This window comes from Catellatospora sp. KI3, from assembly GCF_029948125.1.
Lineage (GTDB): Bacteria > Actinomycetota > Actinomycetes > Mycobacteriales > Micromonosporaceae > Catellatospora.
The window spans coordinates 242064-267407 of record NZ_JASAMB010000006.1; the positions used below are offsets into that span (position 1 = coordinate 242064).

Genomic DNA, 25344 nt, shown 5'->3' on the forward strand with positions numbered 1-25344 from the left:
GCCGTGAGCACGACATTCCATGAGCTGACCGTGGCCTCGGTCGAGCAGCTGACCCCGTCGGCCGTGGCGCTGACCCTGGCCGTGCCCGCGCCGCTGCGCGAGGTGTTCGCGTTCCGGCCCGGCCAGCACCTGACGGTGCGGCTGGACGAGACCGAGCGGCGGTCGTACTCGATCTGCTCGACCCCGGCCGACCTGCGCGAGCACGGACTGCTCACGGTAGGGGTGAAGCGGGTGCCCGGCGGCGCCTTCTCCACCCGGGCGCAGGAGTTCACGCCGGGGGAGCGGCTGGCCGTGCTGCCGCCGCTGGGCCGGTTCACCACCGAACTCGACCCGTCCCGCACCCGCCGCTACGGCGCGATCGTCGCCGGATCCGGGATCACCCCGGTGCTGTCGCTGGTCGCGACCGCTCTGGCGACCGAGCCGGGCAGCACGTTCACGGTGCTCTGCGGCAACCGCAGCGCGGCCGAGGTGATGTTCGCCGACGCACTGGCCGATCTGAAGGACCGCTTCCCTGGGCGGCTGCAGCTGGTGCACGTGCTGTCGCGCGAGATGCAGCCCAGCGAGCTGCTGTCCGGGCGGCTGGACACCGAGCGGACCACGGCGCTGCTCAAGGCGTTCGAGCTGGCGGCGGTGGACGAGTGGTTCCTGTGCGGGCCGCTGGGCGTGGTGCGCTCGGCCCGGGAGGCGCTGGCCGCGGTCGGGGCGACCGGGCGGGCGCACGTGGAGCTGTTCCACGCCGAGGAGCCGCCGCCCCCGGCCGCCGAGGCGGGCACGGGCGGGACGGTCGGCGTGCAGATCGTGCTGGACGGCCGGTCGACCGAGTTCGCGATGGAGCGCGGCGAGCGGGTGCTGGACGCGGCCCTGCGGCACCGGGGCGAGCTGCCGTACGCCTGCAAGGGCGGCGTCTGCTCGACCTGCCGCGCGAAGGTGGTGTCCGGGTCAGTGGAGATGGCGGCGAACTGGGCGCTGGAGCCCGAGGAGCTGGCCGCCGGCTACGTCCTCACCTGCCAGTCCACCCCCACCACCGATGAACTGGCACTCGACTTCGACGCCTGAAGGCGTTAAGGAAGGGCCCCTTCTTATCGCTTTCCGATGTAGAAGGGGCCCTTCTTAACGTGCCCTGTCGGGCGGCCGAGCGACGTCCGGCCGCCACTGTCGAGCGGTTAAGAAGGGCCCCTTGTTCTACGGAATGCGATAAGAAGGGCCCCTTCCTTACCTCAGGGCTGGGGGTGGGCGGTGAAGAAGGCCCAGATGAGGGTGTTGGCGTCTACCGGGTGAGCGCCCCCGTCGGGCCACTCGTGGCCCATGCCGATCACGCTGTAGACGACGTGCTCCGTACCGTTGCCGCAGCTCGCGGTGTATCGGTGCGCCTTGCCGTGCGGGCCGGTCAGCGTCTGCACCGCCGGTTCGCCGCAGGCGGCCAGGCGGCGCCACTGGTTGTTGGTGCCGGGCCAGGAGCCGGCGAACCGGTCCGTGCTGCCCTGGAAGGTGAGCAGGGATACGGGGGCCGCCAGCGGCCCGGCGCCGTCCGGCTCGGTCTCGTTGCGGCCGCTGACCGGGGCGAGGGCGCCGAAGCGGCCGGGCAGGTCGCGGGCGAGCCGGTAGGTGAAGGCGGCGCCGTTGGAGAAGCCGGCGGCGTAGGTCCGCTTCGGATCGGCGCCCCACTCCTTGACCAGGTGGTCGAGTAGCGCGCCGATGAAGCCGACGTCGTCGGCGCCGCCCGTGCGCGAGGTGTTCCAGCGGTCGCCGAACCCCTGGGGGTACGCGACGAGGAAGCCCTTCGTGTCGGCGAGCGGTGACATCCGGCTGGTCCGCTCGGCGTCAGTGCTCTTGCCCGGCTGGCCGTGGAAGACCAGGACCAGGGGCAGCGCGGTGCCCGGCGTCCAGCCGGGCGGGGCGTGCAGCCGGTAGTCGCGGCGTACGCCGCCGTGCATCAGGGCGAGGTCGTGGTCGCCCGGTCCGGGCTGCTCCGGCGGCAGGCTGACCGCCGGGCTGGGCGCGGCCGCGGGAGGCGTCCCGGTCGCGGCGCAGCCCGTGAGTACGGTGGCGAGGGTCAGCAGCACGGCGAACTGTTTCACGTGAATCCCCCTATGTCAGAGTTGACATGTCAGAAGTTACATAGTGAGGAGGCGCGATGCGGGCGCGCGACGGTGACGATTCGGTATCGGTGTCCGGTTCGGCGCTCGGCTACGCCCTGCTCTCGCTGCTCACCCGGGGTCCGGCCACCGGATACCAGCTGACCCAGCGGATGAAGTCCCCCATCGGCCACTTCTGGACCGCCCAGCACAGCCAGATCTACCCGGAGCTGGCCCGGCTGGCCGCTGCCGGCTGGGTCGAGGCGGCCGAGGGCGACGGCCCCGGGCCACGGCAGAAGAAGACCTACACGCTGACCCCGGACGGGCTGGCCGCGCTGCGGGAGTGGCTGCCCCGGCCGCCGGTGGTGGCCCCGCGCAGCGAGACCGTGCTCAAGGCGTACGCGGCCAACAGCGCCGACCCGGCCGCCATGGCCGACCTGTACGGCGGCATCGCCGCCCGGCAGCGCAGCCTGCTCGACGAGTGGACGCGCGAGGCGGCCATGCTGCGAGACGCGGGTCACGACGATCCGGCCCACCCCGGCTTCGGCAACTACGCGGTGCTGCTCATGGGCATCGAGTCGGCCCGCAGCACGGCCGCGTGGGCCGACTGGCTCGTGACCTGCCTGCGGACCGGCCGTGCCGTCGGGTTCGGGGACCCGATACCCTCGGGGGCGTGAGTGCGAACCGGGAGATCGACAGCATCGTGCAGCGGGCCGCCGACGGCGGCCGCATCAGCGCCGAGGAGGCGCTGCTGCTCTACACCGAGGCACCGTTCCACGCGCTCGGCGAGGCGGCGGACGCGGTGCGGCGGCGGCGCTACCCGGACGGCATCGTCACGTACCTGATCGACCGCAACATCAACTACACCAACGTGTGCGTCACCGCGTGCAAGTTCTGCGCCTTCTACCGGGCGCCCAAGCACGCCGAGGGCTGGACCCACGACACCGCCGAGATCCTGCGCCGCTGCGGCGAGGCGGTCGAGCTCGGCGCCACCCAGGTCATGCTGCAGGGCGGCCACCACCCGGACTACGGCGTGGAGTACTACGAGAACCTGTTCTCGTCGGTCAAGCAGGCGTACCCGGACCTGATGATCCACTCGATCGGGCCCAGCGAGATCCTGCACATGGCCAAGGTCTCCGGCGTCTCCATCGAGGACGCGGTGATCCGGATCAAGGCGGCGGGCCTGGACTCGATCGCGGGCGCCGGCGCCGAGATGCTGCCCGACCGGCCGCGCAAGGCGATCGCCCCGCTCAAGGAGTCCGGCGCGCGCTGGCTGGAGGTCATGGAGGTCGCGCACCGCCACGGCGTCGAGTCGACCGCCACCATGATGATGGGCACCGGCGAGACCAACGCCGAGCGCATCGAGCACCTGACGATGATCCGCGACGTCCAGGACCGGACCGGCGGCTTCCGCGCGTTCATCCCGTGGACGTACCAGCCGGAGAACAACCACCTGAAGGGCCGCACCCAGGCGACCAGCCTGGAGTACCTGCGCCTGATCGCGGTGGCCCGCCTGTTCTTCGACAACGTTGCCCACCTGCAGGCCTCCTGGCTCACCACCGGCAAGGACGTGGGCCAGCTCGCGCTGCACATGGGCGTGGACGACCTGGGCTCGATCATGCTCGAGGAGAACGTCATCTCCTCGGCCGGTGCCAAGCACCGGTCCAACCTGGTCGACCTGGTGCAGCTGATCCGCACCGCCGGGCGCATCCCGGCCCAGCGCGACACGCTCTACCGCCACCTCAACGTGCACTGGACCCCGGCCGACGACCCGACCGACGAGCGCGTCACCTCGCACTTCTCGTCGATCGCGATCCCGGGCGGCGGCGTCGGCAAGACGCTGCCGCTGGTGGAGGCGCGCTAGCGGATCCGCATCCGTCAAGATCCGCCCGATCGGCCCATGTGGCCGGTCGGGCGGCGCCGCCTATCGTCCACGAATGCGTGAACGGGGAACGCTTCAGGCTGTCCGCTGTGCGGCTGCCCTACTGGCAGGGGCGGCGCTGCTGCTCGGATCGGGCGCGCCGGCATGGGCCGACGGTCCGGCGGATCTGGCGCTGCGCTCGTACGCGGTCCACGGGGTCGACGTCGGCGAAGGCGCGCGGGTGCCGCTGGCCGTGCACAACTACGGCCCCGCTGAGCCGCTGCCGACGGCCATGGTGGAGGTGTCGGCGCCGCCCGGGACCCGCATCCACCGCTCCTCGACCCCGCCGGACGTCCCGCCATGCCAGTTCTTGGAGGGCGACACCCGGATGCGCTGCCGCCTGGGCACCCTGTGGCGCGGGCAGGCCATCCCCGTCGGCGGATCCAGCGGCCTGATCACGATCGTCTTCGACGTACGCGCCGACTTCGTCTCGCCCGCCGAGGGCTGGGCCGAGGTGCAGTGCAGCTGCGACCCCTACCCGGCCAACAACCGGGTCGCGATCGTCCTGAACGGTGAGAATCCGCCACTGCCGAAGCCCGGGCCGCGATCGTCCGCGTCCAGCAAGCCGGCGGCGTCGGTCAAGCCGTCCGCGTCGCTGCGGGCCTCGCGCGCCGCCTCGCCCCTCGCCTCGACCGCGACCACGTCGCCCACCGGTGACTCGGAAGCAGCGCCGACGGGACCGATGCCGGAGCTCACGCCCGACCCGACTGCCGAGGTGGATTCGGCCACGGCCCCGCCTGGCTCCTCGGGGCCGGACCTGGTCCTGCTCGCCGGCATCGCCATCGTGCTGCTCGCGCTGGCGGGACTCGGCGGCGCGGTGTACGTGTGGCGCCGTGACCGAACGGAGTAGCGATCGGGCGTTGTGACCGATCAGCCCATTTTCCGGCGTCTTGCCGATGTCTATCGTCCACGCGTGCGTGAACGGGGAACGTCTCTGGCGGTGCGGGCCGCGACCGTGCTGCTGTCGGCCACGGTGCTGGTGCTCGGGTCCGCCCTGCCGTCGTCGGCGGCGGGCAAGGCCGACCTGGCGCTGCGGTCGTACGCGGTGCGGGAGGTCAAGCTCGGCGACACCGTGACCATGAAGCTCGGCGTGATCGACTTCGGGCCGGACGCCCCGGCGTCGACCGCCCGCCTGATCCTGCAGGCGCCTCGCGGCACCCGCATCGTCCGCGGCTCGGTCGACCACGGCGGGGGCGCCTGCGAGATCAACTCGACGGACACCAGGGTCGTGTGCACGCTGACCCGCACCCAGCAGTGGAAAGACGTCCAGCCGGGCGGTCCCATGGTGTGGGGCACGTTCCAGCTGCTGGTCGTGGGCAAGATCGGGTCGGTCGGGTCGGCGGTGGTGAGCTGCGCCTGCGATCCGTACACGCGCAACAACCGGACCGCCCTGGTGCTCAACGGCAACAACCCGCCCGCGCCCAAGCCCGGTCCGCAGACCTCGCCGACGCCCTCGAAGTCGGCCGAGCCGTCCGCCTCGCCCAGCGCGGAACCGACCGAACCCAGCCCGGCCGTGCCGACCGAGGCCGAGGTGCCCGCCACGGACGCGTCCGCGCCGGACGAGGACGGATCCGGCGTCGACCTGCTCTTCGTCATCGGCGGGTTGGCGGTGGCGGTGGCGCTGGCCGGGCTCGGCTACGCGGTCTACCTGTGGCGCAACAGCGACGAAGAGGAAGACGAGGGCTGAGCGGGCCGCCTGCCGCCGGGTACCTGCCGCGGCACGGCGCACCGAGCAGGGCGGCTGAGTCCCGCGCTCGCCGGAGTGTCGTGGCGGACGTCTGGGTGAGCCGGATGCGCGGGCGTCGCGGCGGTTTGGCAGAGTGGCGCCATGACGCGCGCAGACCTGGACAAAGAGCCGAACGAGATCGCCGCGATGTTCGACGGCGTGGCCGAGAAGTACGACAAGACCAACTCGGTGCTGTCGTTCGGCCAGGACAAGTCGTGGCGGCGCGCGACCCGGTCCGCCCTGGACCTCAAGCCGGGCGAGAAGGTGCTCGACCTCGGCGCGGGCACCGGCGTCTCCACCGAGGAGCTGGCCCGCTCCGGCGCGTACGTGGTCGGCGCCGACCTGTCGCTGGGCATGCTCCGGGTCGGTCGGCGCACCCGGCCGCACGTGCCGCTGGTCGCGGGCGACGCGCTGGCGCTGCCCTTCGCCGACCAGACCTTCGACGCGGTGACCACCTCGTTCGTGATCCGCAACGTGGCGAACACCCCGGCGGCGCTGCGGGAACTGGCCCGGGTCACCAAGCCGGGCGGCCGCCTGGTCATCTGCGAGTTCTCGCACCCGACCAACGGCGCGTTCCGCACCGCGTACCTGCAGTACCTGATGCGCTCGCTGCCCGCCGTGGCGCGCAAGGTCTCCAGCAACCCCGACGCGTACGTGTACCTGGCCGAGTCGATCCGGGCCTGGCCCGACCAGCGCGAGTTCGCCGCGATCATCGGCGAGAACAACTGGTCCCAGGTGAAGTGGCGCAACCTCACCGGCGGCATCGTCGCCCTCCACCGCGCCACCCGCCCCTGACCCACCGCCCCGCCCCGCCCCGCCCCGCCCCGCGCGGGGCGCGGCGCCGTTCGTGCAGTTTCGGGGAAACTGCACGAATCATGAGCGCGATTCGCGCAGTTTCCCCGAAACTGCACCCTGCCCCACCCGCCCGGGTCACGATCGGAGGGTGGGGTATGAGGAGAGCGCGGTGATCGGGCCGCTCGGGGGCGGGTTCGGCGAGCCCCCGGTGCGCGTGGCGGATCTCGAAGAGGCGGCGCGGCGCCGAGCGGCGGCCAGACGAGCCGCAGCGGCGGCAACCCACCCCGCCACGCCCACGCCGACGTCGCCCGCTCAAGCACCACCCGAACCGACCGAACCCGAGCCGACCCGCCTCCAGCGCCAGCGTGCCACCGAGTGACGAGCACCGGGTGCCGAACTCCTGGTGACGAGCAAGGAAGGGCCCCTTCTTCTCGCATTGCGTAGAGGAAGGGTCCCTTCTTAACCCGGTGGCCAGGCCCGCGTGCATAGGCACGTGGGCACCACAGGTTCGGTCAGCCGGTCAGTCGGTCGCCGGTCAGTCGGACAGCTGGTCAGGCGCGGCGGCGGCGGGCGAGCACCAGCAGGATGGCGCCGCCGAGGGCGACGGCGGCTCCGGCGCCCGCGACGCTGACCGCGCTGAAGCCGGTCCGCGGCAGGTCGCCGCCGCTGCCACCGTCGCCGTCCGCGACCGGCGGGGCCGAGGTCGGCGTAGTCGTACCGGTGGCCGAGGGCGACACGGCGGCGGACTTCGACGGGCTTGCCGACGCCGTTGCGCTCTTGCTCGCCGACGGCGCGGGCCCGGCCGTCAGGCTCGGACCGGCACCGGGACTGCTGCTGGCGCTGGCGCTGGCACTGGCACTGAGGCCGGGGCTGGCGCTGGCGCTGGCGGTGGGGCTCGCGGTGCGGCTCGGGCTCGCGCCGGCGGAGGGCGAGGCCGATGCCGAGGGCTTCGGGCTGGTCGACGCGCTGGGCGTCGGGCTGGGCACCGCCTTGGCGGGCCGGACGGCGACCTCGGCGTAGTTGTCGTCCGGGTTGTCGTCCTCCTGGTCGAGGCTCTCGTACGCCCAGTCGTCGGCGAACGCGAAGACGAAGTTCTCCGCGTTCTCGGTGAGCTTGACGGTGACCTTGCGGGTGGCGGTGGCCCCGGCCTTGAGCGAGTCCAGCTCGCAGTCGAAGTAGACCTCCGGCTCGGCGAACTCCTGTGCGGCGGCGGCCTCGGCCGCCGGCTCGTCGAGGTTGAACTCGAGGCACTCGGCGGGCTTGGCCACGACCTGGACGCCGGGGGTGGTGAGGAACCCGTAGTAGGGCTCCTTGGCGTCGGCCGTACCCCGGTTGGTGATGGTGAACGTCAGCTCGGCGACCTTGCCGACCTGGACCTCGGTTGTACGCGGGGACGCGGTGAACGTGATGTCGCGCTTCGCGGCGGCGGCCGCGGCACCGCCGACGGGCTCGCCGGACGGCGTCGGCGCGGGTTCGGCGTGGACCGGGTTGGTGAGGCCGAACACCGCTGCGGCCAGCGGGGTGACGGCGACGGCGCCGAGGCGCAGGGCACGGCGGTGCCCGGGGGTGACGTGCACGGGGAGCTCCAGAGGGGGTGGACTGCGAGCACGAAGAGTAATACATCCAGGTCAGAACCTATTAATCAGGGGTTCATGTGGATGTTTGAGATTCCTGGATGCCCGGATATATCGGAAAGGGCACCCACCCCGTCTCCACCTGCCACTTAGGGTCACCTAACCATTAGGGGATCTCGGCGCGGTTCTAGACTGCACGCCGGACTGGCTTGTGAAGACTTTCACGAGCCCGGAACGAGCGTTAAGGCCGAGGTGGAGGTGAGCATGACACCGACCGATGTCGATGCGGATGTGATCGTCGTAGGTGCCGGTCCGGGGGGCTCCGCCACCGCATACCACCTCGCCAAACACGGTGCGAAGGTCCTGCTGCTGGAGAAGACCGAGTTCCCTCGGGAGAAGGTCTGCGGCGACGGACTGACCCCGCGCGCGGTCAAGCAGCTGATCGACATGGGCGTCGACGTGAGCCCTGAAGCGGGCTGGCTCCACAACAAGGGCCTGCGCGTCATCGGCGGCGGCGTCCGGCTTGAGCTGGACTGGCCCGAGCTCGCCAGCTTCCCGAACTTCGGCCTGGTCCGCACCCGGATGGACTTCGACGACATGCTGGCCAAGCGTGCCGTCGCGGCCGGGGCCGACCTGCGCACCGGTCACAACGTCACCGGCCCGGTGCTCGACGCCGAGGGCCGCGTGGTGGGCGTCGAGGTGAAGACCGCCGAAGGCGTCAGGACGCTGCGCGCCCACGTGGTGGTCGGCGCCGACGGCGTCTCCGGTCGGCTGCCGCTCGCGCTGGGCATCGCCAAGCGCGAGGACCGGCCGATGGGCGTGGCGGTGCGCCGCTACTACCACTGCCCGGCGAAGGCGGACGACGACTACCTCGAGTCGTGGCTGGAGCTGCGCAGCCGGGAGGCGGGCAGCGCGCAGCTGCCGGGGTACGGTTGGATCTTCGGTCTCGGAGACGGCCGGGTCAACGTGGGTCTGGGCGTGCTCAACTCGTCCAAGGCCTACCAGGCCACGAACTACCGCACCATGCTCACTGACTGGCTGGGTGCCACTCCGGAGGAGTGGGGTCTGAACGACGAGGCCAACGCCGACGGCAAGATCCTGGGCGCGGCGCTGCCGATGGGCTTCAACCGCACTCCGCACTACACCCGCGGCCTGGTGCTGGTGGGTGACTCCGGCGGCATGGTCAACCCCTTCAACGGCGAGGGCATCGCGTACGCGATGGAGTCGGGCCAGCTGGCGGCCGAGGTGATCATCCAGGCGCTGGCGCGCCCGGCCGGTCAGGCCCGGGAGCTGGCGCTGCACGCGTACGGCACCGAGCTCAAGCGGCGGCTGGGCGGGTATTACCGCATCGGCGGGATCTTCGTGAAGCTGATCGGGAACCCGCAGGTCATGAAGGTCGCCACCAAGCACGGCATGCCGCACCCGACGTTGATGCGGTTCGTGCTGAAGCTGCTGGCGAACCTCACCGATCCGCGCGGTGGCGACGCGATGGACCGCATCATCAATGCCCTGTCCCGCGTGGCACCCGCTGTGTAGCGGAACGCCGCGCGAGGATCTTACGAGTACCGCAAGCAGGCGAAACAGGCCGGCTTAAACCACAGGAAGGGACGCAGGCAAGTGTCGCTCTCCGCGTACGTGCCGATTGTGGGGCTCTTCGCGCTCGCCGGTGCCTTCGGGCTCTTCTCGGTGGCGGCAGCACCATTCATCGGACCCCGTCGCTTCAACAAGGCGAAGCTGGACGCCTACGAATGCGGCATCGAGCCGACCCCTCAGCCGGTCGGCGGCGGTCGTTTCCCGGTCAAGTTCTACCTGACCGCGATGCTCTTCATCGTCTTCGACATCGAGATCATCTTCCTTTACCCGTGGGCGGTCAGCTTCAACATGCTGGGCGTCTTCGGCTTCGTGGAGATGCTCCTGTTCATCGGCACGGTGTTCGTCGCGTACGCCTATGTATGGCGTCGCGGCGGCCTGGATTGGGACTGACATGGGACTCGAAGAGAAGCTCCCGAGCGGGGTGCTGCTCACCACCGTCCAGGGGCTCGTCAACTGGACTCGTAAAGCCAGCTTCTGGCCCGCCACCTTCGGCCTGGCCTGCTGCGCGATCGAGATGATGGCCACCGGTGCGGCCCGGTTCGACTCGGGCCGCTTCGGCATGGAGGTCTTCCGGGCGTCGCCCCGCCAGGCCGACCTGATGATCGTGGCCGGCCGGGTCAGCCAGAAGATGGCCCCGGTGCTGCGCCAGATCTACGACCAGATGCCCGAGCCCCGCTGGGTGCTCTCGATGGGTGTCTGCGCGTCGTCGGGCGGCATGTTCAACAACTACGCGATCGTGCAGGGCGTCGACCACGTCGTGCCCGTCGACATGTACCTGCCCGGCTGCCCGCCGCGGCCGGAGATGCTGCTCGACGCGATCCTCAAGCTGCACGACAAGATCCTGGCCGAGCCGCTCGGCGCCGGTGGGCGCAAGATGCTGGCCGCCAAGGAGGCCCGCGAGGGCAAGCCGGTCGTCGCGCCGGGTGCCATGCCGTCCAGCTACCGGTACAACAAGCAGTTGCGCCAGGAGTGGGAGCAGGCTGCCGCCGAGGGCCGCGAGGAGCAGCTGCGCATCGAGAAGTGGATGGAGCGCAAGCGATGACCCAACCTGAAGGCCTGTTCGGGGTCAGCGGCTCCGGTGACACGTCCGGCTTCGGCGGCCTGGTCCGCAAGCGGGCCGTGGTGCTGGAGGCGCAGCGCCCGCTGGGCGGCGACTTCGACGAGATCGTCGACGCGCTGGAGGAGGCGTACCCCGGGTTCGCCGACGCCATCGAGCGGATCGTGATCGACCGGGGCGAGCTGACCCTGCACATCGTCCCGGCGAAGATCGCCGAGGTGTGCCGGTCGCTGCGCGACGACGCGTCGCTGCGCTTCGAGCTGTGCAACTCGGTGTCGGGCGTCGACTACCTCAACGAGGAGCGCCGGCTGCACGTCGTGTACCAGCTGACCTCGATGACGTACCGCCGCCGGCTGCGCCTGGAGTGCGCGGTCACCGTCGCCGACCCGCACCTGCCCAGCGTCACGGAGATCTACCCGACCGCTGACTGGCAGGAGCGCGAGGCGTACGACATGTTCGGCGTCATCTTCGACGGCCACCCCAACCTGACCCGGATCCTGATGCCGGACGACTGGGACGGCCACCCGCAGCGCAAGGACTACCCGCTGGGCGGGGTCCCGATCGAGTACAAGGGCGCCGAGATCCCGCCGCCCGACGCGCGGAGGTCCTACCGATGAGCGCGAGGAACGTAGCGCAGCGGAGTCCCGCAAGCGCCATCCTTGGGGAGCACCGATGAGCAACGCAGGTTACGCGCAGGAGCGCGAGACGACCGAGGGCAAGGTCTTCACCGTCACCGGTGGCGACTGGGACAGCATCGTCTCCGGCCACGACCCGCTGCACGACGAGCGCATCGTCGTCAACATGGGTCCGCAGCACCCGTCCACGCACGGCGTGCTGCGCCTGGTGCTGGAGATGGAGGGCGAGACGGTCACCGAGGCCCGGACCGTCATCGGCTACCTCCACACCGGCATCGAGAAGAACATCGAGTACCGCACCTGGTCGCAGGGTCCCACGTTCGTGACCCGGATGGACTACCTCGCCCCGATCTTCAACGAGACGGCGTACTGCCTCGCGGTGGAGAAGCTGCTGGGCATCGAGGACCAGATCACCGAGCGGGCCACCACCATCCGCGTGCTCATGATGGAGCTCAACCGGATCTCCTCCCACCTGGTGTGGCTGGCGACGACCGGCATGGAGCTCGGCGCGCTGTCGATGATGATCTACGGCTTCCGCGAGCGCGAATTCATCCTCGACATCTTCGAGATGATCACCGGTCTGCGCATGAACATGGCGTACGTCCGGCCCGGCGGCGTGTCGCAGGACGTGCCCCCGGAGGCGGTCAAGAAGATCCGCGAGTTCCTGGGCTTCATGCCCAAGCGGATCAAGGAGTACGAGGACCTGCTCTCCGGCCAGCCGATCTGGACCGCCCGTACCAAGGGCGTGGCCGTGCTCGACGTCACCGGCTGCGTGGCGCTCGGCATCACCGGCCCGGTGCTCCGCAGCTCCGGCCTGGCCTGGGACCTGCGCAAGACGATGCCTTACTGCGGTTACGAGACGTACGAGTTCGACGTCCCGACGCAGCCCGACGGCGACGTGTGGGCCCGCTACCTGGTCCGCCTGGCCGAGATGCGCGAGTCGCTGAAGCTCGTCGAGCAGGCGCTGGACCGGCTCAAGCCCGGCCCGGTCATGGTCGAGGACCGCAAGATCGCGTGGCCGGCGCAGCTGGCCGTGGGCGGCGACGGCCTGGGCAACTCGCTCGAGCACGTCGCGCACATCATGGGTCAGTCGATGGAGTCGCTGATCCACCACTTCAAGCTGGTCACCGAGGGCTTCCGGGTCCCGCCTGGCCAGGTGTACGTGCCGATCGAGGCGCCGCGCGGCGAACTGGGCGCGCACGTGGTCTCCGACGGCGGCACCCGGCCCTTCCGGGTGCACTTCCGCGAGCCGAGCTTCGTCAACCTCCAGGCCATCCCCGCGATGGCCGAGGGTGGCCTGCTGGCCGATGTGATCGCGGGCGGGGCCAGCCTCGACCCGGTGATGGGTGGGTGTGACCGATGACAGCGCCGAAGACGGACGTCTTCACCGACGAGACCCGGGAGCGGGCCCGCGAGATCATCGCGCGCTACCCCGAGGGCAAGCAGCGTTCGGCGCTGCTGCCGATGCTGCACCTGGTGCAGTCGGTCGAGGGCTACGTGTCGCCGAACGGCGTGGCGTTCTGCGCCGAGCAGCTGGGCCTGACCAAGGCCCAGGTCGGTGCGGTGGCGACGTTCTACACCATGTACAAGCGCCGCCCCACCGGTGACTACCTGGTCAGCGTCTGCACCAACACCATGTGCAACGTGCTCGGCGGCCAGGCCGTCTACGACGAGCTGTCGCAGGCACTGGGCGTCGGCCACGACGAGACCACCGAGGACGGCAAGATCACGCTGGAGCACGCCGAGTGCCTCGCCGCGTGCGACTACGGCCCGGTGCTCACCGTCAACTACGACTTCTTCGACGGGGTGACCCCGGAGGGCGCGCTGCAGCTCGCCGCCGACCTCAAGTCGGGCAAGCGGCCGATGCCGACGCGCGGCGCCCGCCTGTGCACCCTCAAGGAGATGTCGCTGCAGCTGGCGGGCTTCGCCGACGAGCGCGAAGGCGCGGTCGCCGACGGCCCGGCGGGCGACGCCACCCTGCGCGGCCTGCGCCTGGCGCAGGAGCACGGGATCAGCCCGGCCGGTTTCGACATCAACACGCCCATCCCGACTCCCTCGAAGGAGGCGGCGAAGTGACCACGCCCAGCAAGGCCGTACTGGAGAAGCTCACGCCCGTCCTGACCAAGCGCTGGCTGTCGCCGGACGCGTGGCGGCTGGACGTCTACGAGCGCCTCGACGGCTACGCGGCCCTGCGCAAGGCCCTGGCCGTGCACCCGGACGACCTGATCGCCCTGATCAAGGACTCCGGCCTGCGCGGCCGCGGCGGCGCGGGCTTCCCCACCGGGCTCAAGTGGGGCTTCATCCCGCAGAACGACGGCAAGCCGCACTACCTGGTCGTCAACGCCGACGAGGGCGAGCCGGGCACCTGCAAGGACCTGCCGCTGATGACGCACGACCCGCACTCGCTGGTCGAGGGCGTCATCATCGCGTCGTACGCGATCCGCGCCAACCGCGCCTACATCTACATCCGCGGTGAGGCGGTGCACGCCGCGCGGCGGCTGCGCCACGCGGTGCAGGAGGCGTACAAGGCCGGCTACCTCGGCAAGAACATCCTGGGTACGGGGTACGACCTGGACCTGGTCGTCCACTCCGGCGCGGGCGCCTACATCTGCGGCGAGGAGACGGCGCTGCTGGACTCGCTGGAGGGCTTCCGCGGCCAGCCCCGGCTGCGCCCGCCGTTCCCGGCGACGCACGGCCTCTACGCCAGCCCGACCGTGGTGAACAACGTCGGCACCATCGCCAGCGTGCCGTACATCGTGCTCGGCGGCGCGGCGTGGTGGAAGACGATGGGCACGGAGAAGTCGTCCGGTCCGATGATCTACTCGCTGTCCGGCCGGATCAAGAACCCGGGCCAGTACGAGTGCTCGATGGGCATCACCCTGCGCGAGCTGATCGAGCTCGCCGGCGGCATGCAGGACGGCCACCAGCTGCGGTTCTGGACCCCGGGCGGGTCCTCGACGCCGCTGCTGGCCGCCGAGCACATCGACACCGCGATGGACTTCGAGTCCGTCGCGGCGGCCGGCTCCATCCTCGGCACCACGGCGACGCAGATCTTCAGCGACCAGGACTGCCCGGTCTACGCGACCTACCGGTGGCTGGAGTTCTACCACCACGAGTCGTGCGGCAAGTGCACCCCGTGCCGCGAGGGCAACTACTGGATGGTCCGGGTCTACCGGCGGATCCTGTCCGGCGAGGGGACCCTGGAGGACCTGGACACGCTGCTGGACACCGCCGGCAACATCCTGGGCCGTTCGTTCTGCGGTCTCGGTGACGGCGCCACCAGCTCGGTGACCTCGTCGCTGCAGTACTTCAAGCAGGACTACCTCGACTACATCGAAGGCCGTACGGCGCCGAAGCTCAGCGCCGCCGCCCTGGCGGGAGCACACTGATGAGCCAGGAAGTACAGAAGCACACCGACACCGTCAAGCTGACCATCGACGGGATCGAGGTGGTCGCGCCCAAGGGCGAGCTGGTCATCCGGACCGCCGAGCGGCTCGGCATCGACATCCCGCGGTTCTGCGACCACCCGCTGCTGGCCCCGGCCGGCGCCTGCCGGCAGTGCCTGGTGGACGTCGAGGGCCAGCGCAAGCCGGTCGCCTCCTGCACCCAGACCGTCGCCGACGGCATGGTGGTGAAGACGCAGCTCACCTCCGAGGTCGCCCGCAAGGCGCAGGAGGGTGTGATGGAGCTGCTGCTCATCAACCACCCGCTCGACTGCCCGATGTGCGACAAGGGCGGCGAGTGCCCGCTGCAGAACCAGGCGATGCAGGTCGGCCGCCCGGAGTCGCGCTTCCACGAGCACAAGCGCGAGTACGAGAAGCCGATCAACATCTCGTCGCAGGTGCTGCTGGACCGCGAGCGCTGCGTGCTCTGCCAGCGCTGCACCCGGTTCTCCGAGGAGATCGCGGGCGACAAGTTCATCGACCTGATGGACCGGTCCTCGGCCGAGCAGATCGGCATCTACCGGGACGCGGCCTTCGGCCACCCGCACGCCCACGGCACGATCGACGAGCTGGCGTACGACCAGGAGGAGCCGGAGTCGGGCGACGTGCCCTTCAACTCCTACTTCTCCGGCAACACCATCCAGATCTGCCCGGTCGGCGCGCTCACCAGCGAGCAGTACCGCTTCCGCGCCCGGCCGTTCGACCTGGTGTCGAGCCCGAGCGTGTGCGAGCACTGCTCCTCGGGCTGCGACCAGCGCACCGACCACCGCCGCGGCAAGGTGCTGCGCCGCCTGGCCGGCAACGACCCGCAGGTCAACGAGGAGTGGAACTGCGACAAGGGCCGGTGGGGCTTCCGCTACGCCACGGCCTTCGACCGGCTCACCACCCCGCTGGTGCGCGACACCGAGACCGGTGAGCTGCGCGAGGCGTCCTGGACCGAGGCGCTGCGCGTCGCGGCCGAAGGCCTGCGCGCGGCGCGCGACGGCGCGTACGGCGTCGGCGTGCTGACCGGCGGCCGCCTGACCGTCGAGGACGCCTACGCGTACGCCAAGTTCACCCGCGTGGTGCTGGGCAGCAACGACATCGACTTCCGGGCGCGCCCGCTGAGCGCCGAGGAGGCCGACTTCCTGGCCTCGTCGGTGGTCGGCGAGACGGGCGTGACCTACACCGACCTGGAGCAGGCCAAGCACGTGGTGCTGGTCGGCTTCGAGCCGGAGGAGGAGAGCCCGATCGTCCTGCTGCGCCTGCGCAAGACGGCGGCCAAGCGGAAGCTCAAGGTCACCTCGGTGGCGCCGTTCCTCACCCGGGGCGCGGAGAAGGCCGGCGCCTCGCTGGCCGAGTGCGTCCCCGGTGGCGAAGCGGCCGTCCTGGGCAACCTGGAGGGCGTCGACCCGGGCACCGTGATCCTGGTCGGCGAGCGGCTGGCCACCGTACGCGGCGGCTTCTCGGCCGCGGCGGCGCTGGCCGCGCGGACCGGCGCGAAGCTGGCCTGGGTGCCGCGCCGCGCCGGTGACCGGGGTGCCGTGGACGCGGGCTGCCTGCCCAACCTGCTGCCGGGCGGCCGCCCGGTCGGCGACGCCGCCGCGCGGGCCGAACTGGCCGGTGCCTGGGGCGTGGCCGCGGGAGTCATCTCCAGCAAGCCGGGCCGCGACACCGACGCGATCCTGGCCGCCGCCGCGGCGGGCAAGCTGGGCGCGCTGGTCGTGGCGGGCGTGGACCCGTCCGACCTGGCCGACCCGAAGGCCGCCGACGAGGCGCTGGACAAGGTCGGCTTCCTGGTCTCGCTGGAGCAGCGGATGAGCGGCGTCGCCCGCAGGGCCGACGTGGTCTTCCCGGTCGCCGTCGACGCGGAGAAGTCCGGCTCGTACGTCAACTGGGAGGGCCGCCTGCGCACGTTCGAGCAGGCGCTGGAGACCCCGAACACCGGCGCCAAGCTGACCGACGGCCGGGTGCTGGACGCGCTGGCGTCCCAGCTCGGCGTGGTCCTGGGCGTCGCCGACGTCCTGGCCGTACGCCGCGAGCTGGGCAGCCTGCCCGCGACCGCGGCGCCGCGCCCGTCGGCTCCGGCCGAGGTGGGTGCCGCGGCTCCGTCGCTCAAGGACGGCGAGGCCATCCTGGCGACCTGGGCCCAGCTGATCGACCTGGGCAGCATGACCGACGGCGACGAGGTGCTGGCCGGCACCGCCCGCCCGCCGGTGGTGCGCCTGTCCAAGGCCCGCGCCGCCGCGCTGGGCGTCGCCGACGGCGACCCGGTGACGGTCGGGACCGCGCGGGGTGCGATCACCCTGCCGGCCGCGCTCACCGAGCTCTCCGACGACGTCGTCTGGCTGCCGACCAATTCGCCGGGCTCCACCCTGCGGCGCACGCTGGGCGTGTCCGCCGGCGCGGTGGTCACCGTCACCGGAGGAACCAAGAAATGATCCTCTCCCTTTTGTCCGACGTGCCGCCGCTGACTCCGCTCGGTGGCGACCCGACGCTGGAGGACTTCGGCAAGGACCCCTGGTGGATCGTCCTCATCAAGGTCCTGGCGGTCTTCGTCTTCCTCGTCGTGATGACGCTGTTCACCATCTGGTACGAGCGCCGCGTGGTGGCCCGGATGCAGGTGCGTCCCGGCCCCAACCGGCACGGGCCCTTCGGTCTGCTGCAGTCGCTGGCCGACGGCCTGAAGCTGGCGTTCAAGGAAGACATCATGCCGCTCAAGGCGGACAAGATCGTCTTCTTCATCGCGCCGGTCATCTCGACGGTCTGCGCGTTCACCGCGTTCGCGATCATCCCGTTCGGGCCGATGGTGTCGATGTTCGGCGTGAAGACGCCGATGCAGCTCACCGACATCCCGGTGGCGGTGCTGCTGGTGCTGGCCTGCTCGGGCATGGGCATCTACGGCATCGTGCTGGGCGGCTGGGCGTCGGGCTCGACGTACCCGCTGCTGGGCGGTCTGCGGTCGAGCGCGCAGCTGATCTCGTACGAGGTCGCCATGGGTCTGTCCTTCGTGGCCGTCTTCATGACCGCGGGCACCATGAGCACCTCCGGGATCGTGGCCGCGCAGGCGCACGGCGGCGAGGCGTTCGGCTGGCTGCCCACCCCGGGCTGGTTCGCGCTGCTGCTGCTGCCGAGCTTCGTCATCTACTCGATCTCGGCCGTCGGTGAGACCAACCGCGCCCCGTTCGACCTCCCCGAGGCCGAGTCGGAGCTGGTCGGCGGCTTCCACACCGAGTACTCGTCGCTGAAGTTCGCGCTGTTCTTCCTGGCCGAGTACATCAACATGGTGACCGTCTCGGCGCTGTGCACCACGCTCTTCCTGGGCGGCTGGCGCGCACCCGCGCCGATCACCACGGTCTGGGCGGGCGCCAACTCCGGCTGGTGGCCGCTGCTGTGGTTCACCATCAAGGTGCTGCTGCTGCTGTTCGTCTTCGTGTGGCTGCGCGGCACGCTGCCCCGCCTGCGCTACGACCAGTTCATGCGGTTCGGCTGGAAGGTCCTCATCCCGGTCAACCTGGTGTGGATCCTGGCCCTGGCCGGCCTGAAGGTGGCGCAGAAGTCGAGCTACAGCACCACCGACAAGCTGATGTTCGTCGGCGTCCCGCTCGCGGTGATCATCCTGCTCGCGCTCTTCTGGCCCGCCAAGGCCGAGGAGGAGCCGAAGACGGTTCAGGAGCAGGTGGCGGAGCGCCCCGAGGGCAGCTTCCCGCTCCCGCCGATGGACCTGCAGGTGCCGGTCAGCCCCCGGGCCAAGCGCCTGACGGCCGAGCGCGAGACCGTACCGGCCTCGACCGAGAAGGAGGTGTGACATGGGTACGTTCATGGGCGGCGTGAAGAGCTTCGGCGTGACCTTCTCGCACATGTTCAAGAAGACCGTCACCACCGAGTACCCGGAGAAGCCGGACGCCACGGCGCCGCGCTACCACGGCCGGCACATCCTCAACCGGTGGCCGGACGGCCTGGAGAAGTGCATCGGCTGCGAGCTGTGCGCGTGGGCCTGCCCGGCGGACGCCATCTTCGTCGAGGGTGGCGACAACACCGACGACCAGCGCTTCTCGCCCGGCGAGCGGTACGCGTCGAACTACCAGATCAACTACGCGCGCTGCATCTTCTGCGGCCTGTGCATCGAGGCCTGCCCGACCCGCTCGCTCACCATGAGCAACGAGTACGAGCTGGCCCGCGACAGCCGCCAGGACCTGATCTTCACGAAGGAGCAGCTGCTCGCGCCGCTGCTGCCCGGCATGGAGCAGCCGCCGCACGCGATGCGGCTGGGCGCGACGGAGAAGGACTACTACCTGGGTGCGATGAGCAACCCGGGCACGTCGGCAGGGGCTGAGACGCGATGACTCTCGCTACTGAGGTGCTCGCCGCCGCGGGCCAGGTCGGGACCGGGGAGAAGGTCGTCTTCTTCATCCTCGCCCCGCTGGCCGTGGTCGGCGCGCTGGGCATGGTCATCGCCCGCAACGCGGTGCACTCCGCGCTCTGGCTGGTGCTCACCATGCTCAGCCTGGGCGTGTTCTACATCGTGCAGACCGGGCCGTTCATCGGCATGGTGCAGATCATCGTCTACACCGGCGCCATCATGATGCTGTTCCTGTTCGTGCTGATGCTGGTCGGCCGCGACGCCAGCGACTCGGTGATCGAGACGCTGCGCGGCCAGAAGGTCGCCGCGATCATCCTGGGCGTGGGCCTGGCCGGCCTGCTCGGCTTCGGCGTCTACGAGGCCACCCGGGGCATCGTCCCGGTCGGCCTGGAGGGCGCGAACGCCGCGGGCAACGTCCAGGGCATCGCCAAGCTGCTGTTCACCAAGTACGTCTGGGTCTTCGAGGTTACCAGCGCCCTGCTGATCACGGCCGCCGTCGGCGCGATGCTGCTGGCGCACCGGGAGCGGGCCGCTGGCGAGCGCGTCGGCCAGGTCGCGATGATGAAGGACCGCTTCCGGCCGGGCAACTACCCCGGTCCGAAGCCGGGCCCGGGTGTCTTCGCGAACTCGACGTCGGTGGCGACCCCGGCCAAGCTGCCCGACGGCACCCCGGCCGAGCGCAGCATCTCGCCGATCCTGCCCACCCGTGAGCTGACCGCGGCGGAGATCGCGAACAAGCCCACCGAGGGGAAGTGAACCCATGACCCCCATGTACTACATCGTGCTGGCCGCCGTGCTGTTCAGCATCGGCGCGACCGGCGTGCTGATCCGCCGCAACGCCATCGTGCTGTTCATGTGCATCGAGCTCATGCTCAACGCGGCGAACCTGGCCCTGGTCACCTTCGCCCGGATGAACGGGACGCTGGACGGCCAGGTCATGGCGTTCTTCTCGATGGTGGTCGCCGCGGCCGAGGTCGTGGTCGGTCTGGCCATCATCATGTCCATCTTCCGCACGCGGCGCTCGGCGAGCGTCGACGACGCCAACCTGCTGAAGTACTGAGGCGGACATGGTTGCAACTCTGATCAACGAGCAGGCGGAGGCGGTCGTGTACGCGCCCGCCACCGGCCTGCTGTCGTACATGTGGCTGCTCATCGCCATCCCGGCGGTCAGCGCGCTGATCCTGCTGCTGGCGGGCAAGGCCGCGAACCGCTGGGGCCACTGGCTCGGCGTCGCCTCGGTCCTCGCCTCCTTCGTGCTCGGCCTGACCCTCTTCTTCCAGCTGCGCAACCTGGAGAACCGGTCGGTCGTCGAGAACCTCTACAGCTTCATCCCGGTGGGCAACCTGCGGGTGGACTTCGGGCTGCTGTTCGACCCGCTGGCGGCGTGCTTCGTGCTGCTGATCACGGGCGTCGGCTTCCTGATCCACCTGTACGCCACCGGCTACATGGCCCACGACGAGGGACGTCGCCGCTTCTTCGGCTACTTCAACCTCTTCATCGCGGCGATGCTGCTGCTGGTGCTGGGCAACAACTACGTGATGCTGTACTTCGGCTGGGAGGGCGTCGGTCTGGCGTCGTACCTGCTGATCTCCTTCTGGTACGGCCGCCCGGCCGCCGCGACCGCGGGCAAGAAGGCGTTCCTGATGAACCGCGTCGGCGACGCGGGCCTGGTCCTGGGCATCTTCCTGATGTTCGCCTGGCTCGGCTCGACGAACTACGAGGTCGTCTTCAACAACATCGGGACGCTGGGCAGCACCACGGTGCTGCTGATCGGCCTGGCGCTGCTCGCCGGCGCCTGCGGCAAGTCGGGCCAGTTCCCGCTGCAGGCGTGGCTGCCCGACGCGATGGAGGGCCCGACCCCGGTCTCGGCCCTGATCCACGCCGCGACGATGGTGACCGCCGGTGTGTACCTGATCGCGCGCTCCAACCCGATCTTCTCGGAGAACACGACGCTGCAGACGGTCGTCGTCAGCGTCGGCGCGATCACGCTGCTGCTCGGCTGCATCATCGGCACGGCCAAGGACGACATCAAGCGGGTCCTCGCCTGGTCGACGGTCTCGCAGATCGGCTACATGTTCCTGGGCGTCGGGCTGGGCGGCGGCGCGTACGCGCTGGCCATCATCCACCTGCTGGCGCACGGCTTCTTCAAGGCCAACATGTTCCTCGGCGCCGGTTCGGTCATGCACGGCATGAACGACCAGGTGGACATCCGCCGCTTCGGCGGGCTGTACAAGTACATGCGGATCACCTGGCTCACCTTCATGATGGGCTGGCTGGCGATCATCGGCATCCCGCCGCTGAGTGGCTTCTTCACCAAGGAGCCGATCATCGTGGCCGCGTTCTCGCGGCCCGGCTGGACCGGCTGGCTGTTCGGCCTGGCCGCCCTGCTCGGCGCCGGTCTGACCGCCTTCTACATGACCCGCCTGTTCATCCTGACCTTCCACGGTCCGAAGCGGTGGACCACCGCCAAGGAGGGTCTGGTCGATCAGCACCCGCACGAGTCGCCCGCGGTCATGACGATCCCGCTGATCCTGCTGGCGCTCGGCTCGATCGTCGCCGGCGGCCTGATGGTCACCTCGGTGCCGCAGTGGCTGGAGCCGGTCCTCGGCCCGGAGACGGCCGAGCACCCGAAGATCGCGCACGGTGCCCTCACGGCGCTGAGCCTGGTGCTGACGGTCGCGGGCGCCGGTCTGGCGTACGCGCTGTTCCGCAAGGGCACCGCGCTCACCCCGCAGCCCGCGGGCGTGCTGGTCACCGCGGCCCGCAACAACCTCTACACCGACGCCTTCAACGAGGCCGTGTTCGAGAAGCCCGGCAACTGGCTGACCCGACTGCTGGTCTTCGTCGACAACAAGGGTGTCGACGGTCTGGTCAACGGGCTCGCGGCGGCGGTCGGCGGCGGTTCGGGCCGGCTGCGGCGGCTGCAGACCGGGTTCGTCCGGTCCTACGCGCTCTCAATGCTGGTCGGCGGGGTGCTGGTGCTCGGCGCCTTCCTCGCGGTGCAGCTCGGCTGGATGGGATAACGATGAAATACCTGTCAATCCTGACGCTCGTACCGCTGGTCGGTGCGCTGGCGGTGGCGTTCGTGCCGCGCAGCAGGCCGCAGCTGGCCAAGCAGTTGGCGATGCTGGTCTCGCTGGTGGTGCTCGGCGTGGCGGTCGCCACCTGGCTGGCCTTCAAGACCGGTGCGGGCGCCCCGCGCCTGCAGCTGCAGGAGTCCTACAACTGGATCCCCGCCTGGGGTGCCAAGTTCGCGTTCGGCGTGGACGGCATCGCCCTGGTGATGATCGCTCTGATCGCGCTGCTGGTGCCGCTGGTGATCCTGTCCGGCTGGCACGACGCCGAGCGCAGCCAGCGCAGCGTCCCGGCGTACTTCGCGCTGCTGCTGGCGCTCGAAGGCATGATGATCGGCAACTTCGTCGCGACCGACGTGCTGATGTTCTACCTGTTCTTCGAGCTGATGCTGGTCCCGATGTACTTCCTCATCGGCTCCTTCGGCTCCGACGTGCAGCCCAAGCAGCGCCAGTACGCCGCGGTGAAGTTCTTCCTGTACTCGCTGGTCGGCGGCCTGTTCATGCTGGCCGCCGTCATCGGCCTGTGGGTGCTGGGCGGACACACCTTCGACTGGCAGACGCTGACCGACGCGGAGTTCGCCACCAACGCGCAGCGGTGGCTGTTCCTCGGGTTCTTCCTGGCGTTCGCCATCAAGGCGCCGTTCTTCCCGTTCCACACCTGGCTGCCCGACGCGGGCGGCGCGGCTCCGGCCGGTGCCGCGGCGCTGCTGGTCGGCGTGATGGACAAGGTCGGCACCTTCGGCATCCTGCGCTACTGCCTGCCGCTGTTCCCGGAGGCGTCGCGCTGGTTCGCGCCGTGGGCGATCGCGCTGTCGCTGGTCGGCATCATCTACGCGGCGCTGCTCGCGGTCGGCCAGAACGACCTCAAGCGCCTGGTCAGCTACACCTCGATCGCGCACTTCGGCTTCATCGGCATCGGCATCTTCGCCTTCACCATCCAGGCGGGCAGCGGCTCGGTGCTGTACATGCTGAACCACGGTCTGGCCACCGGCCTGCTGTTCCTGGTCGTGGGCATGTTCGTGGCCCGGCGCGGCAGCACGATGATCGGCGACTTCGGCGGCGCGGGCAAGCTGGTGCCGGTCCTGGCGGGCGTCTTCTTCATCGCCGGCATGGCCTCGCTGGCCCTGCCGGGCCTGGCCCCGTTCGTCAGCGAGTTCCTGGTGCTGATCGGCACGTTCACCGTCAACAAGACGGTGGCGGTGATCGCGACGGTCGGCATCATCCTGGCCGCGGCGTACGTGCTGTGGATGGTGCAGCGCACCACCCAGGGCACGCTCAACGACAAGCTCCGGGACATCGAGCCGATGAAGAAGGACCTGTCGCTGCGTGAGGGCGTCGTCGTGGCGCCGCTGATCGCGCTGCTGCTGGTGCTCGGCTTCTACCCGAAGCCGGTCCTCGACGTGATCAACCCGGCGGTGCAGGCCACCCTGAACGGCGTGGTCAGCCCGGAGCGGTCTGACCCGGCGCCCGCCACCACTGTGGAAGCAGGAAAGTGACCATGGGCGACACCATCTCGTTCCCGCATCTGGACTACGCCGCACTGTGGCCGATGCTGATCCTCTTCGGCGCGGCGTGCGTCGGGGTGCTCGTCGAGGCGTTCGTGCCGAAGGCGTGGCGCAACACCGTACAGCTGGTGCTCAGCCTGCTGGCGATGGGTGCCGCGCTGGTCATGGTGATCAAGCGGGCCGCGGCCGGCGTGACCGCCGCCAACGCCCACACCGCCTCCGACGCGATCTCGATCGACAAGGCGGGCCTGTTCCTGCAGGGCGCGCTGCTGGTGCTCGGCATCGTCTCGCTGCTGCTGATCGGTGAGCGGACGCTGGAGACCGGCGGCCCGTTCGTGGCGCAGGCTGCGATCACCGTCGGCTCCGAGGCCGACCGCCGCCAGGCCGCCCGGGAGTCCGGCGCGACCGAGGTGTACCCGCTGGCGCTGTTCGCGCTGGCCGGCATGCTGCTGTTCGTGACCGCGAACGACCTGCTGGTCATGTTCGTGGCGCTGGAGGTCTTCTCGCTGCCGCTGTACCTGCTCTGCGCACTGGCCCGCCGCAAGCGGCTGCTGTCGCAGGAGGCCGCGGTGAAGTACTTCCTGCTCGGCGCGTTCGCCTCGGCGTTCTTCCTGTTCGGCGTGGCCATGGTCTACGGCTTCGCCAACGCGGTCGACTTCAACTCCATCCACGCCAACATCAGCACCTCGGACAAGCCGTTCGCGCTGCTGCTGATCGGCCTGGCGATGCTGGCGATCGGCCTGCTGTTCAAGGTGGCCGCGGTGCCGTTCCACGTGTGGACGCCCGACGTCTACCAGGGCGCGCCGACCCCGGTCACCGCGTTCATGGCGGCCTGCACCAAGGCGGCGGCCTTCGGCGGCCTGGCCCGCGTGCTGTACGTCGGCTTCGACCGCAGCAACTGGAACTTCACCCCGGTGCTGGGCGTCATCGCGGTGCTGACGATGCTCGTCGGCGCGGTGCTGGCGGTCACCCAGACCGACCTCAAGCGGCTGCTGGCCTACTCCTCGGTGGCCAACGCCGGTTACCTGCTGGTCGGGGTGCTGGGCGGCGGTGCGGCGGGCCTGAGCAGCATGCTGTTCTACCTCGTCGCGTACGGCTTCGCCATCATCGCCGCGTTCGCGCTGCTGACCCTGGTGCGCGACGCCGACGGCGAGGCCACCCACCTGTCCCGCTGGGCGGGCCTGGGGCGGCGGTCGCCGTTCTTCGCCAGCGTCTTCACCTTCCTGCTGCTGGCCTTCGCCGGTCTGCCGCTGACCAGCGGTTTCACCGCGAAGTTCGCGGTGTTCGGGGCGGCCATCGGCGGCGGGCAGACCTGGCTGGTGCTGTTCGGTGTGCTCAGCAGCATCATCCTGGCCTTCCCGTACCTGCGGGTGATCGTGATGATGTGGCTGTCCGAGCCGGGCGACACCACGCCCAGCGTGTCCATCCCGGGCGCGCTGACCTCGGCCGCGCTGATGGTCGGCGTGCTGGTGACGCTGCTGCTCGGCGTCGCGCCCAGCTCGCTGCTGGACCTGGCGAACAACGCCGCGTCGTTCGTCCGCTGATCGGTTTCGACCAGTAAGAAACGGTAAGTCCGAAGCTCCCCCCACGGTCTGTCGAAGGCA

General features: G+C 70.3%; 22 protein-coding genes and 1 pseudogene. 21 read left to right on the forward strand and 2 right to left on the reverse strand.

Features of this window, described 5'->3' with window-relative positions; genetic code table 11:
- The first annotated feature begins 3 nt into the window (after window positions 1-3).
- A complete protein-coding gene (locus tag QEZ54_RS12975; RefSeq protein ID WP_281304802.1) occupies window positions 4-1056 on the forward strand; it encodes a 2Fe-2S iron-sulfur cluster-binding protein in 1053 nt (350 codons plus the stop codon).
- Window positions 1057-1217: 161 nt separating this feature from the next.
- On the opposite strand, the gene QEZ54_RS12980 is transcribed toward QEZ54_RS12975, so the two are convergent.
- Complete coding sequence (locus QEZ54_RS12980) at window positions 1218-2078, reverse strand: PHB depolymerase family esterase (protein WP_281304803.1); 861 nt, start codon at window positions 2076-2078, stop codon at window positions 1218-1220.
- 56 nt (window positions 2079-2134) lie between these two features.
- Between QEZ54_RS12980 and QEZ54_RS12985 the strand changes: the two genes are divergently transcribed.
- The 5 genes from QEZ54_RS12985 to QEZ54_RS13005 all read left to right on the forward strand — a co-directional run bounded on the left by QEZ54_RS12985 (window position 2135) and on the right by QEZ54_RS13005 (window position 6517).
- Window positions 2135-2752 carry a PadR family transcriptional regulator gene (locus QEZ54_RS12985; protein ID WP_281304804.1) on the forward strand — a complete coding sequence of 206 codons (618 nt, stop codon included), beginning with the start codon at window positions 2135-2137 and terminating at the stop codon, window positions 2750-2752.
- The gene (mqnC, locus tag QEZ54_RS12990; protein WP_281304805.1) at window positions 2749-3939 is read left to right on the forward strand and encodes a cyclic dehypoxanthinyl futalosine synthase; all 1191 of its coding nucleotides are present in this window, start codon (window positions 2749-2751) and stop codon (window positions 3937-3939) included. Before QEZ54_RS12985 ends, mqnC begins: the two co-directional genes overlap by 4 nt.
- A 73-nt stretch (window positions 3940-4012) precedes the next feature.
- Window positions 4013-4846: a hypothetical protein gene (locus tag QEZ54_RS12995; protein WP_281304806.1), complete on the forward strand. Its 834-nt coding sequence runs from the start codon at window positions 4013-4015 to the stop codon at window positions 4844-4846.
- Window positions 4847-4909: 63 nt separating this feature from the next.
- Window positions 4910-5683, forward strand: a complete 774-nt coding sequence (locus QEZ54_RS13000; protein ID WP_281304807.1) for a hypothetical protein — start codon at window positions 4910-4912, stop codon at window positions 5681-5683.
- A gap of 141 nt (window positions 5684-5824) precedes the next feature.
- On the forward strand, window positions 5825-6517 hold the full coding sequence (locus QEZ54_RS13005) for a demethylmenaquinone methyltransferase (protein ID WP_281304808.1): 693 nt from the start codon (window positions 5825-5827) through the stop codon (window positions 6515-6517).
- Between the two features lie 551 nt (window positions 6518-7068).
- Here QEZ54_RS13005 and QEZ54_RS13010 read toward each other — a convergent pair.
- Window positions 7069-8094 carry an LPXTG cell wall anchor domain-containing protein gene (locus QEZ54_RS13010; RefSeq protein WP_281304809.1) on the reverse strand — a complete coding sequence of 342 codons (1026 nt, stop codon included), beginning with the start codon at window positions 8092-8094 and terminating at the stop codon, window positions 7069-7071.
- 261 nt (window positions 8095-8355) lie between these two features.
- Between QEZ54_RS13010 and QEZ54_RS13015 the strand changes: the two genes are divergently transcribed.
- The 15 genes and pseudogenes from QEZ54_RS13015 to nuoN all read left to right on the forward strand — a co-directional run bounded on the left by QEZ54_RS13015 (window position 8356) and on the right by nuoN (window position 25284).
- The gene (locus QEZ54_RS13015; protein ID WP_281304810.1) at window positions 8356-9627 is read left to right on the forward strand and encodes a geranylgeranyl reductase family protein; all 1272 of its coding nucleotides are present in this window, start codon (window positions 8356-8358) and stop codon (window positions 9625-9627) included.
- A gap of 81 nt (window positions 9628-9708) precedes the next feature.
- On the forward strand, window positions 9709-10074 hold the full coding sequence (locus tag QEZ54_RS13020; RefSeq protein ID WP_217397102.1) for an NADH-quinone oxidoreductase subunit A: 366 nt from the start codon (window positions 9709-9711) through the stop codon (window positions 10072-10074).
- Window position 10075: 1 nt separating this feature from the next.
- On the forward strand, window positions 10076-10726 hold the full coding sequence (locus tag QEZ54_RS13025; RefSeq protein ID WP_281304811.1) for an NADH-quinone oxidoreductase subunit B: 651 nt from the start codon (window positions 10076-10078) through the stop codon (window positions 10724-10726).
- Entirely contained in the window at window positions 10723-11358 is a 636-nt protein-coding gene (locus QEZ54_RS13030) for an NADH-quinone oxidoreductase subunit C (RefSeq protein ID WP_281304812.1), read from the forward strand. The genes QEZ54_RS13025 and QEZ54_RS13030 overlap by 4 nt, the downstream gene beginning before the upstream one ends.
- Window positions 11359-11413: 55 nt before the next feature.
- Window positions 11414-12739 carry an NADH-quinone oxidoreductase subunit D gene (locus QEZ54_RS13035; protein WP_281304813.1) on the forward strand — a complete coding sequence of 442 codons (1326 nt, stop codon included), beginning with the start codon at window positions 11414-11416 and terminating at the stop codon, window positions 12737-12739.
- Window positions 12736-13422, forward strand: a pseudogene (gene nuoE / locus QEZ54_RS13040) (NADH-quinone oxidoreductase subunit NuoE); the annotation flags it as partial. The gene QEZ54_RS13035 and the pseudogene nuoE, both read left to right, overlap by 4 nt.
- A 26-nt stretch (window positions 13423-13448) precedes the next feature.
- Window positions 13449-14765 (forward strand): NADH-quinone oxidoreductase subunit NuoF, encoded by a 1317-nt coding sequence (gene nuoF / locus QEZ54_RS13045; RefSeq protein ID WP_281304814.1) that lies wholly within the window; start codon window positions 13449-13451, stop codon window positions 14763-14765.
- Window positions 14765-17239, forward strand: coding sequence for an NADH-quinone oxidoreductase subunit G (locus QEZ54_RS13050; protein ID WP_281304815.1), 2475 nt, complete (start codon window positions 14765-14767; stop codon window positions 17237-17239). The genes nuoF and QEZ54_RS13050 overlap by 1 nt, the downstream gene beginning before the upstream one ends.
- Window positions 17236-18606 carry an NADH-quinone oxidoreductase subunit NuoH gene (nuoH, locus tag QEZ54_RS13055; protein ID WP_281304816.1) on the forward strand — a complete coding sequence of 457 codons (1371 nt, stop codon included), beginning with the start codon at window positions 17236-17238 and terminating at the stop codon, window positions 18604-18606. Before QEZ54_RS13050 ends, nuoH begins: the two co-directional genes overlap by 4 nt.
- 1 nt (window position 18607) lies before the next feature.
- Window positions 18608-19144, forward strand: coding sequence for an NADH-quinone oxidoreductase subunit NuoI (nuoI, locus tag QEZ54_RS13060; protein WP_348650538.1), 537 nt, complete (start codon window positions 18608-18610; stop codon window positions 19142-19144).
- Window positions 19141-19917, forward strand: coding sequence for an NADH-quinone oxidoreductase subunit J (locus QEZ54_RS13065; RefSeq protein WP_281304817.1), 777 nt, complete (start codon window positions 19141-19143; stop codon window positions 19915-19917). The genes nuoI and QEZ54_RS13065 overlap by 4 nt, the downstream gene beginning before the upstream one ends.
- Window positions 19918-19921: 4 nt before the next feature.
- Window positions 19922-20221 (forward strand): NADH-quinone oxidoreductase subunit NuoK, encoded by a 300-nt coding sequence (gene nuoK, locus QEZ54_RS13070; RefSeq protein WP_212834180.1) that lies wholly within the window; start codon window positions 19922-19924, stop codon window positions 20219-20221.
- Window positions 20222-20228: 7 nt separating this feature from the next.
- A complete protein-coding gene (gene nuoL / locus QEZ54_RS13075) occupies window positions 20229-22184 on the forward strand; it encodes an NADH-quinone oxidoreductase subunit L (protein ID WP_281304818.1) in 1956 nt (651 codons plus the stop codon).
- 2 nt (window positions 22185-22186) lie between these two features.
- Window positions 22187-23731, forward strand: a complete 1545-nt coding sequence (locus QEZ54_RS13080) for an NADH-quinone oxidoreductase subunit M (protein ID WP_281304819.1) — start codon at window positions 22187-22189, stop codon at window positions 23729-23731.
- Between the two features lie 2 nt (window positions 23732-23733).
- The gene (nuoN, locus tag QEZ54_RS13085; protein WP_281304820.1) at window positions 23734-25284 is read left to right on the forward strand and encodes an NADH-quinone oxidoreductase subunit NuoN; all 1551 of its coding nucleotides are present in this window, start codon (window positions 23734-23736) and stop codon (window positions 25282-25284) included.
- The last annotated feature ends 60 nt before the right edge of the window (window positions 25285-25344 follow it).

Coding starts and splice junctions, on each gene's coding strand:
- nuoH (WP_281304816.1), top strand. CDS start 17,236: ATGATCCTCTCCCTTTTGTCCGACGTGCCGCCGCTGACTCCGCTCGGT.
- nuoN (WP_281304820.1), top strand. CDS start 23,734: ATGGGCGACACCATCTCGTTCCCGCATCTGGACTACGCCGCACTGTGG.
- nuoL (WP_281304818.1), top strand. CDS start 20,229: ATGGTTGCAACTCTGATCAACGAGCAGGCGGAGGCGGTCGTGTACGCG.
- nuoI (WP_348650538.1), top strand. CDS start 18,608: ATGGGTACGTTCATGGGCGGCGTGAAGAGCTTCGGCGTGACCTTCTCG.
- QEZ54_RS12985 (WP_281304804.1), top strand. CDS start 2,135: ATGCGGGCGCGCGACGGTGACGATTCGGTATCGGTGTCCGGTTCGGCG.
- QEZ54_RS13065 (WP_281304817.1), top strand. CDS start 19,141: ATGACTCTCGCTACTGAGGTGCTCGCCGCCGCGGGCCAGGTCGGGACC.
- QEZ54_RS13080 (WP_281304819.1), top strand. CDS start 22,187: ATGAAATACCTGTCAATCCTGACGCTCGTACCGCTGGTCGGTGCGCTG.
- QEZ54_RS13035 (WP_281304813.1), top strand. CDS start 11,414: ATGAGCAACGCAGGTTACGCGCAGGAGCGCGAGACGACCGAGGGCAAG.
- QEZ54_RS13030 (WP_281304812.1), top strand. CDS start 10,723: ATGACCCAACCTGAAGGCCTGTTCGGGGTCAGCGGCTCCGGTGACACG.
- QEZ54_RS13050 (WP_281304815.1), top strand. CDS start 14,765: ATGAGCCAGGAAGTACAGAAGCACACCGACACCGTCAAGCTGACCATC.
- QEZ54_RS12995 (WP_281304806.1), top strand. CDS start 4,013: ATGCGTGAACGGGGAACGCTTCAGGCTGTCCGCTGTGCGGCTGCCCTA.
- nuoK (WP_212834180.1), top strand. CDS start 19,922: ATGACCCCCATGTACTACATCGTGCTGGCCGCCGTGCTGTTCAGCATC.
- QEZ54_RS13005 (WP_281304808.1), top strand. CDS start 5,825: ATGACGCGCGCAGACCTGGACAAAGAGCCGAACGAGATCGCCGCGATG.
- QEZ54_RS13025 (WP_281304811.1), top strand. CDS start 10,076: ATGGGACTCGAAGAGAAGCTCCCGAGCGGGGTGCTGCTCACCACCGTC.
- QEZ54_RS13015 (WP_281304810.1), top strand. CDS start 8,356: ATGACACCGACCGATGTCGATGCGGATGTGATCGTCGTAGGTGCCGGT.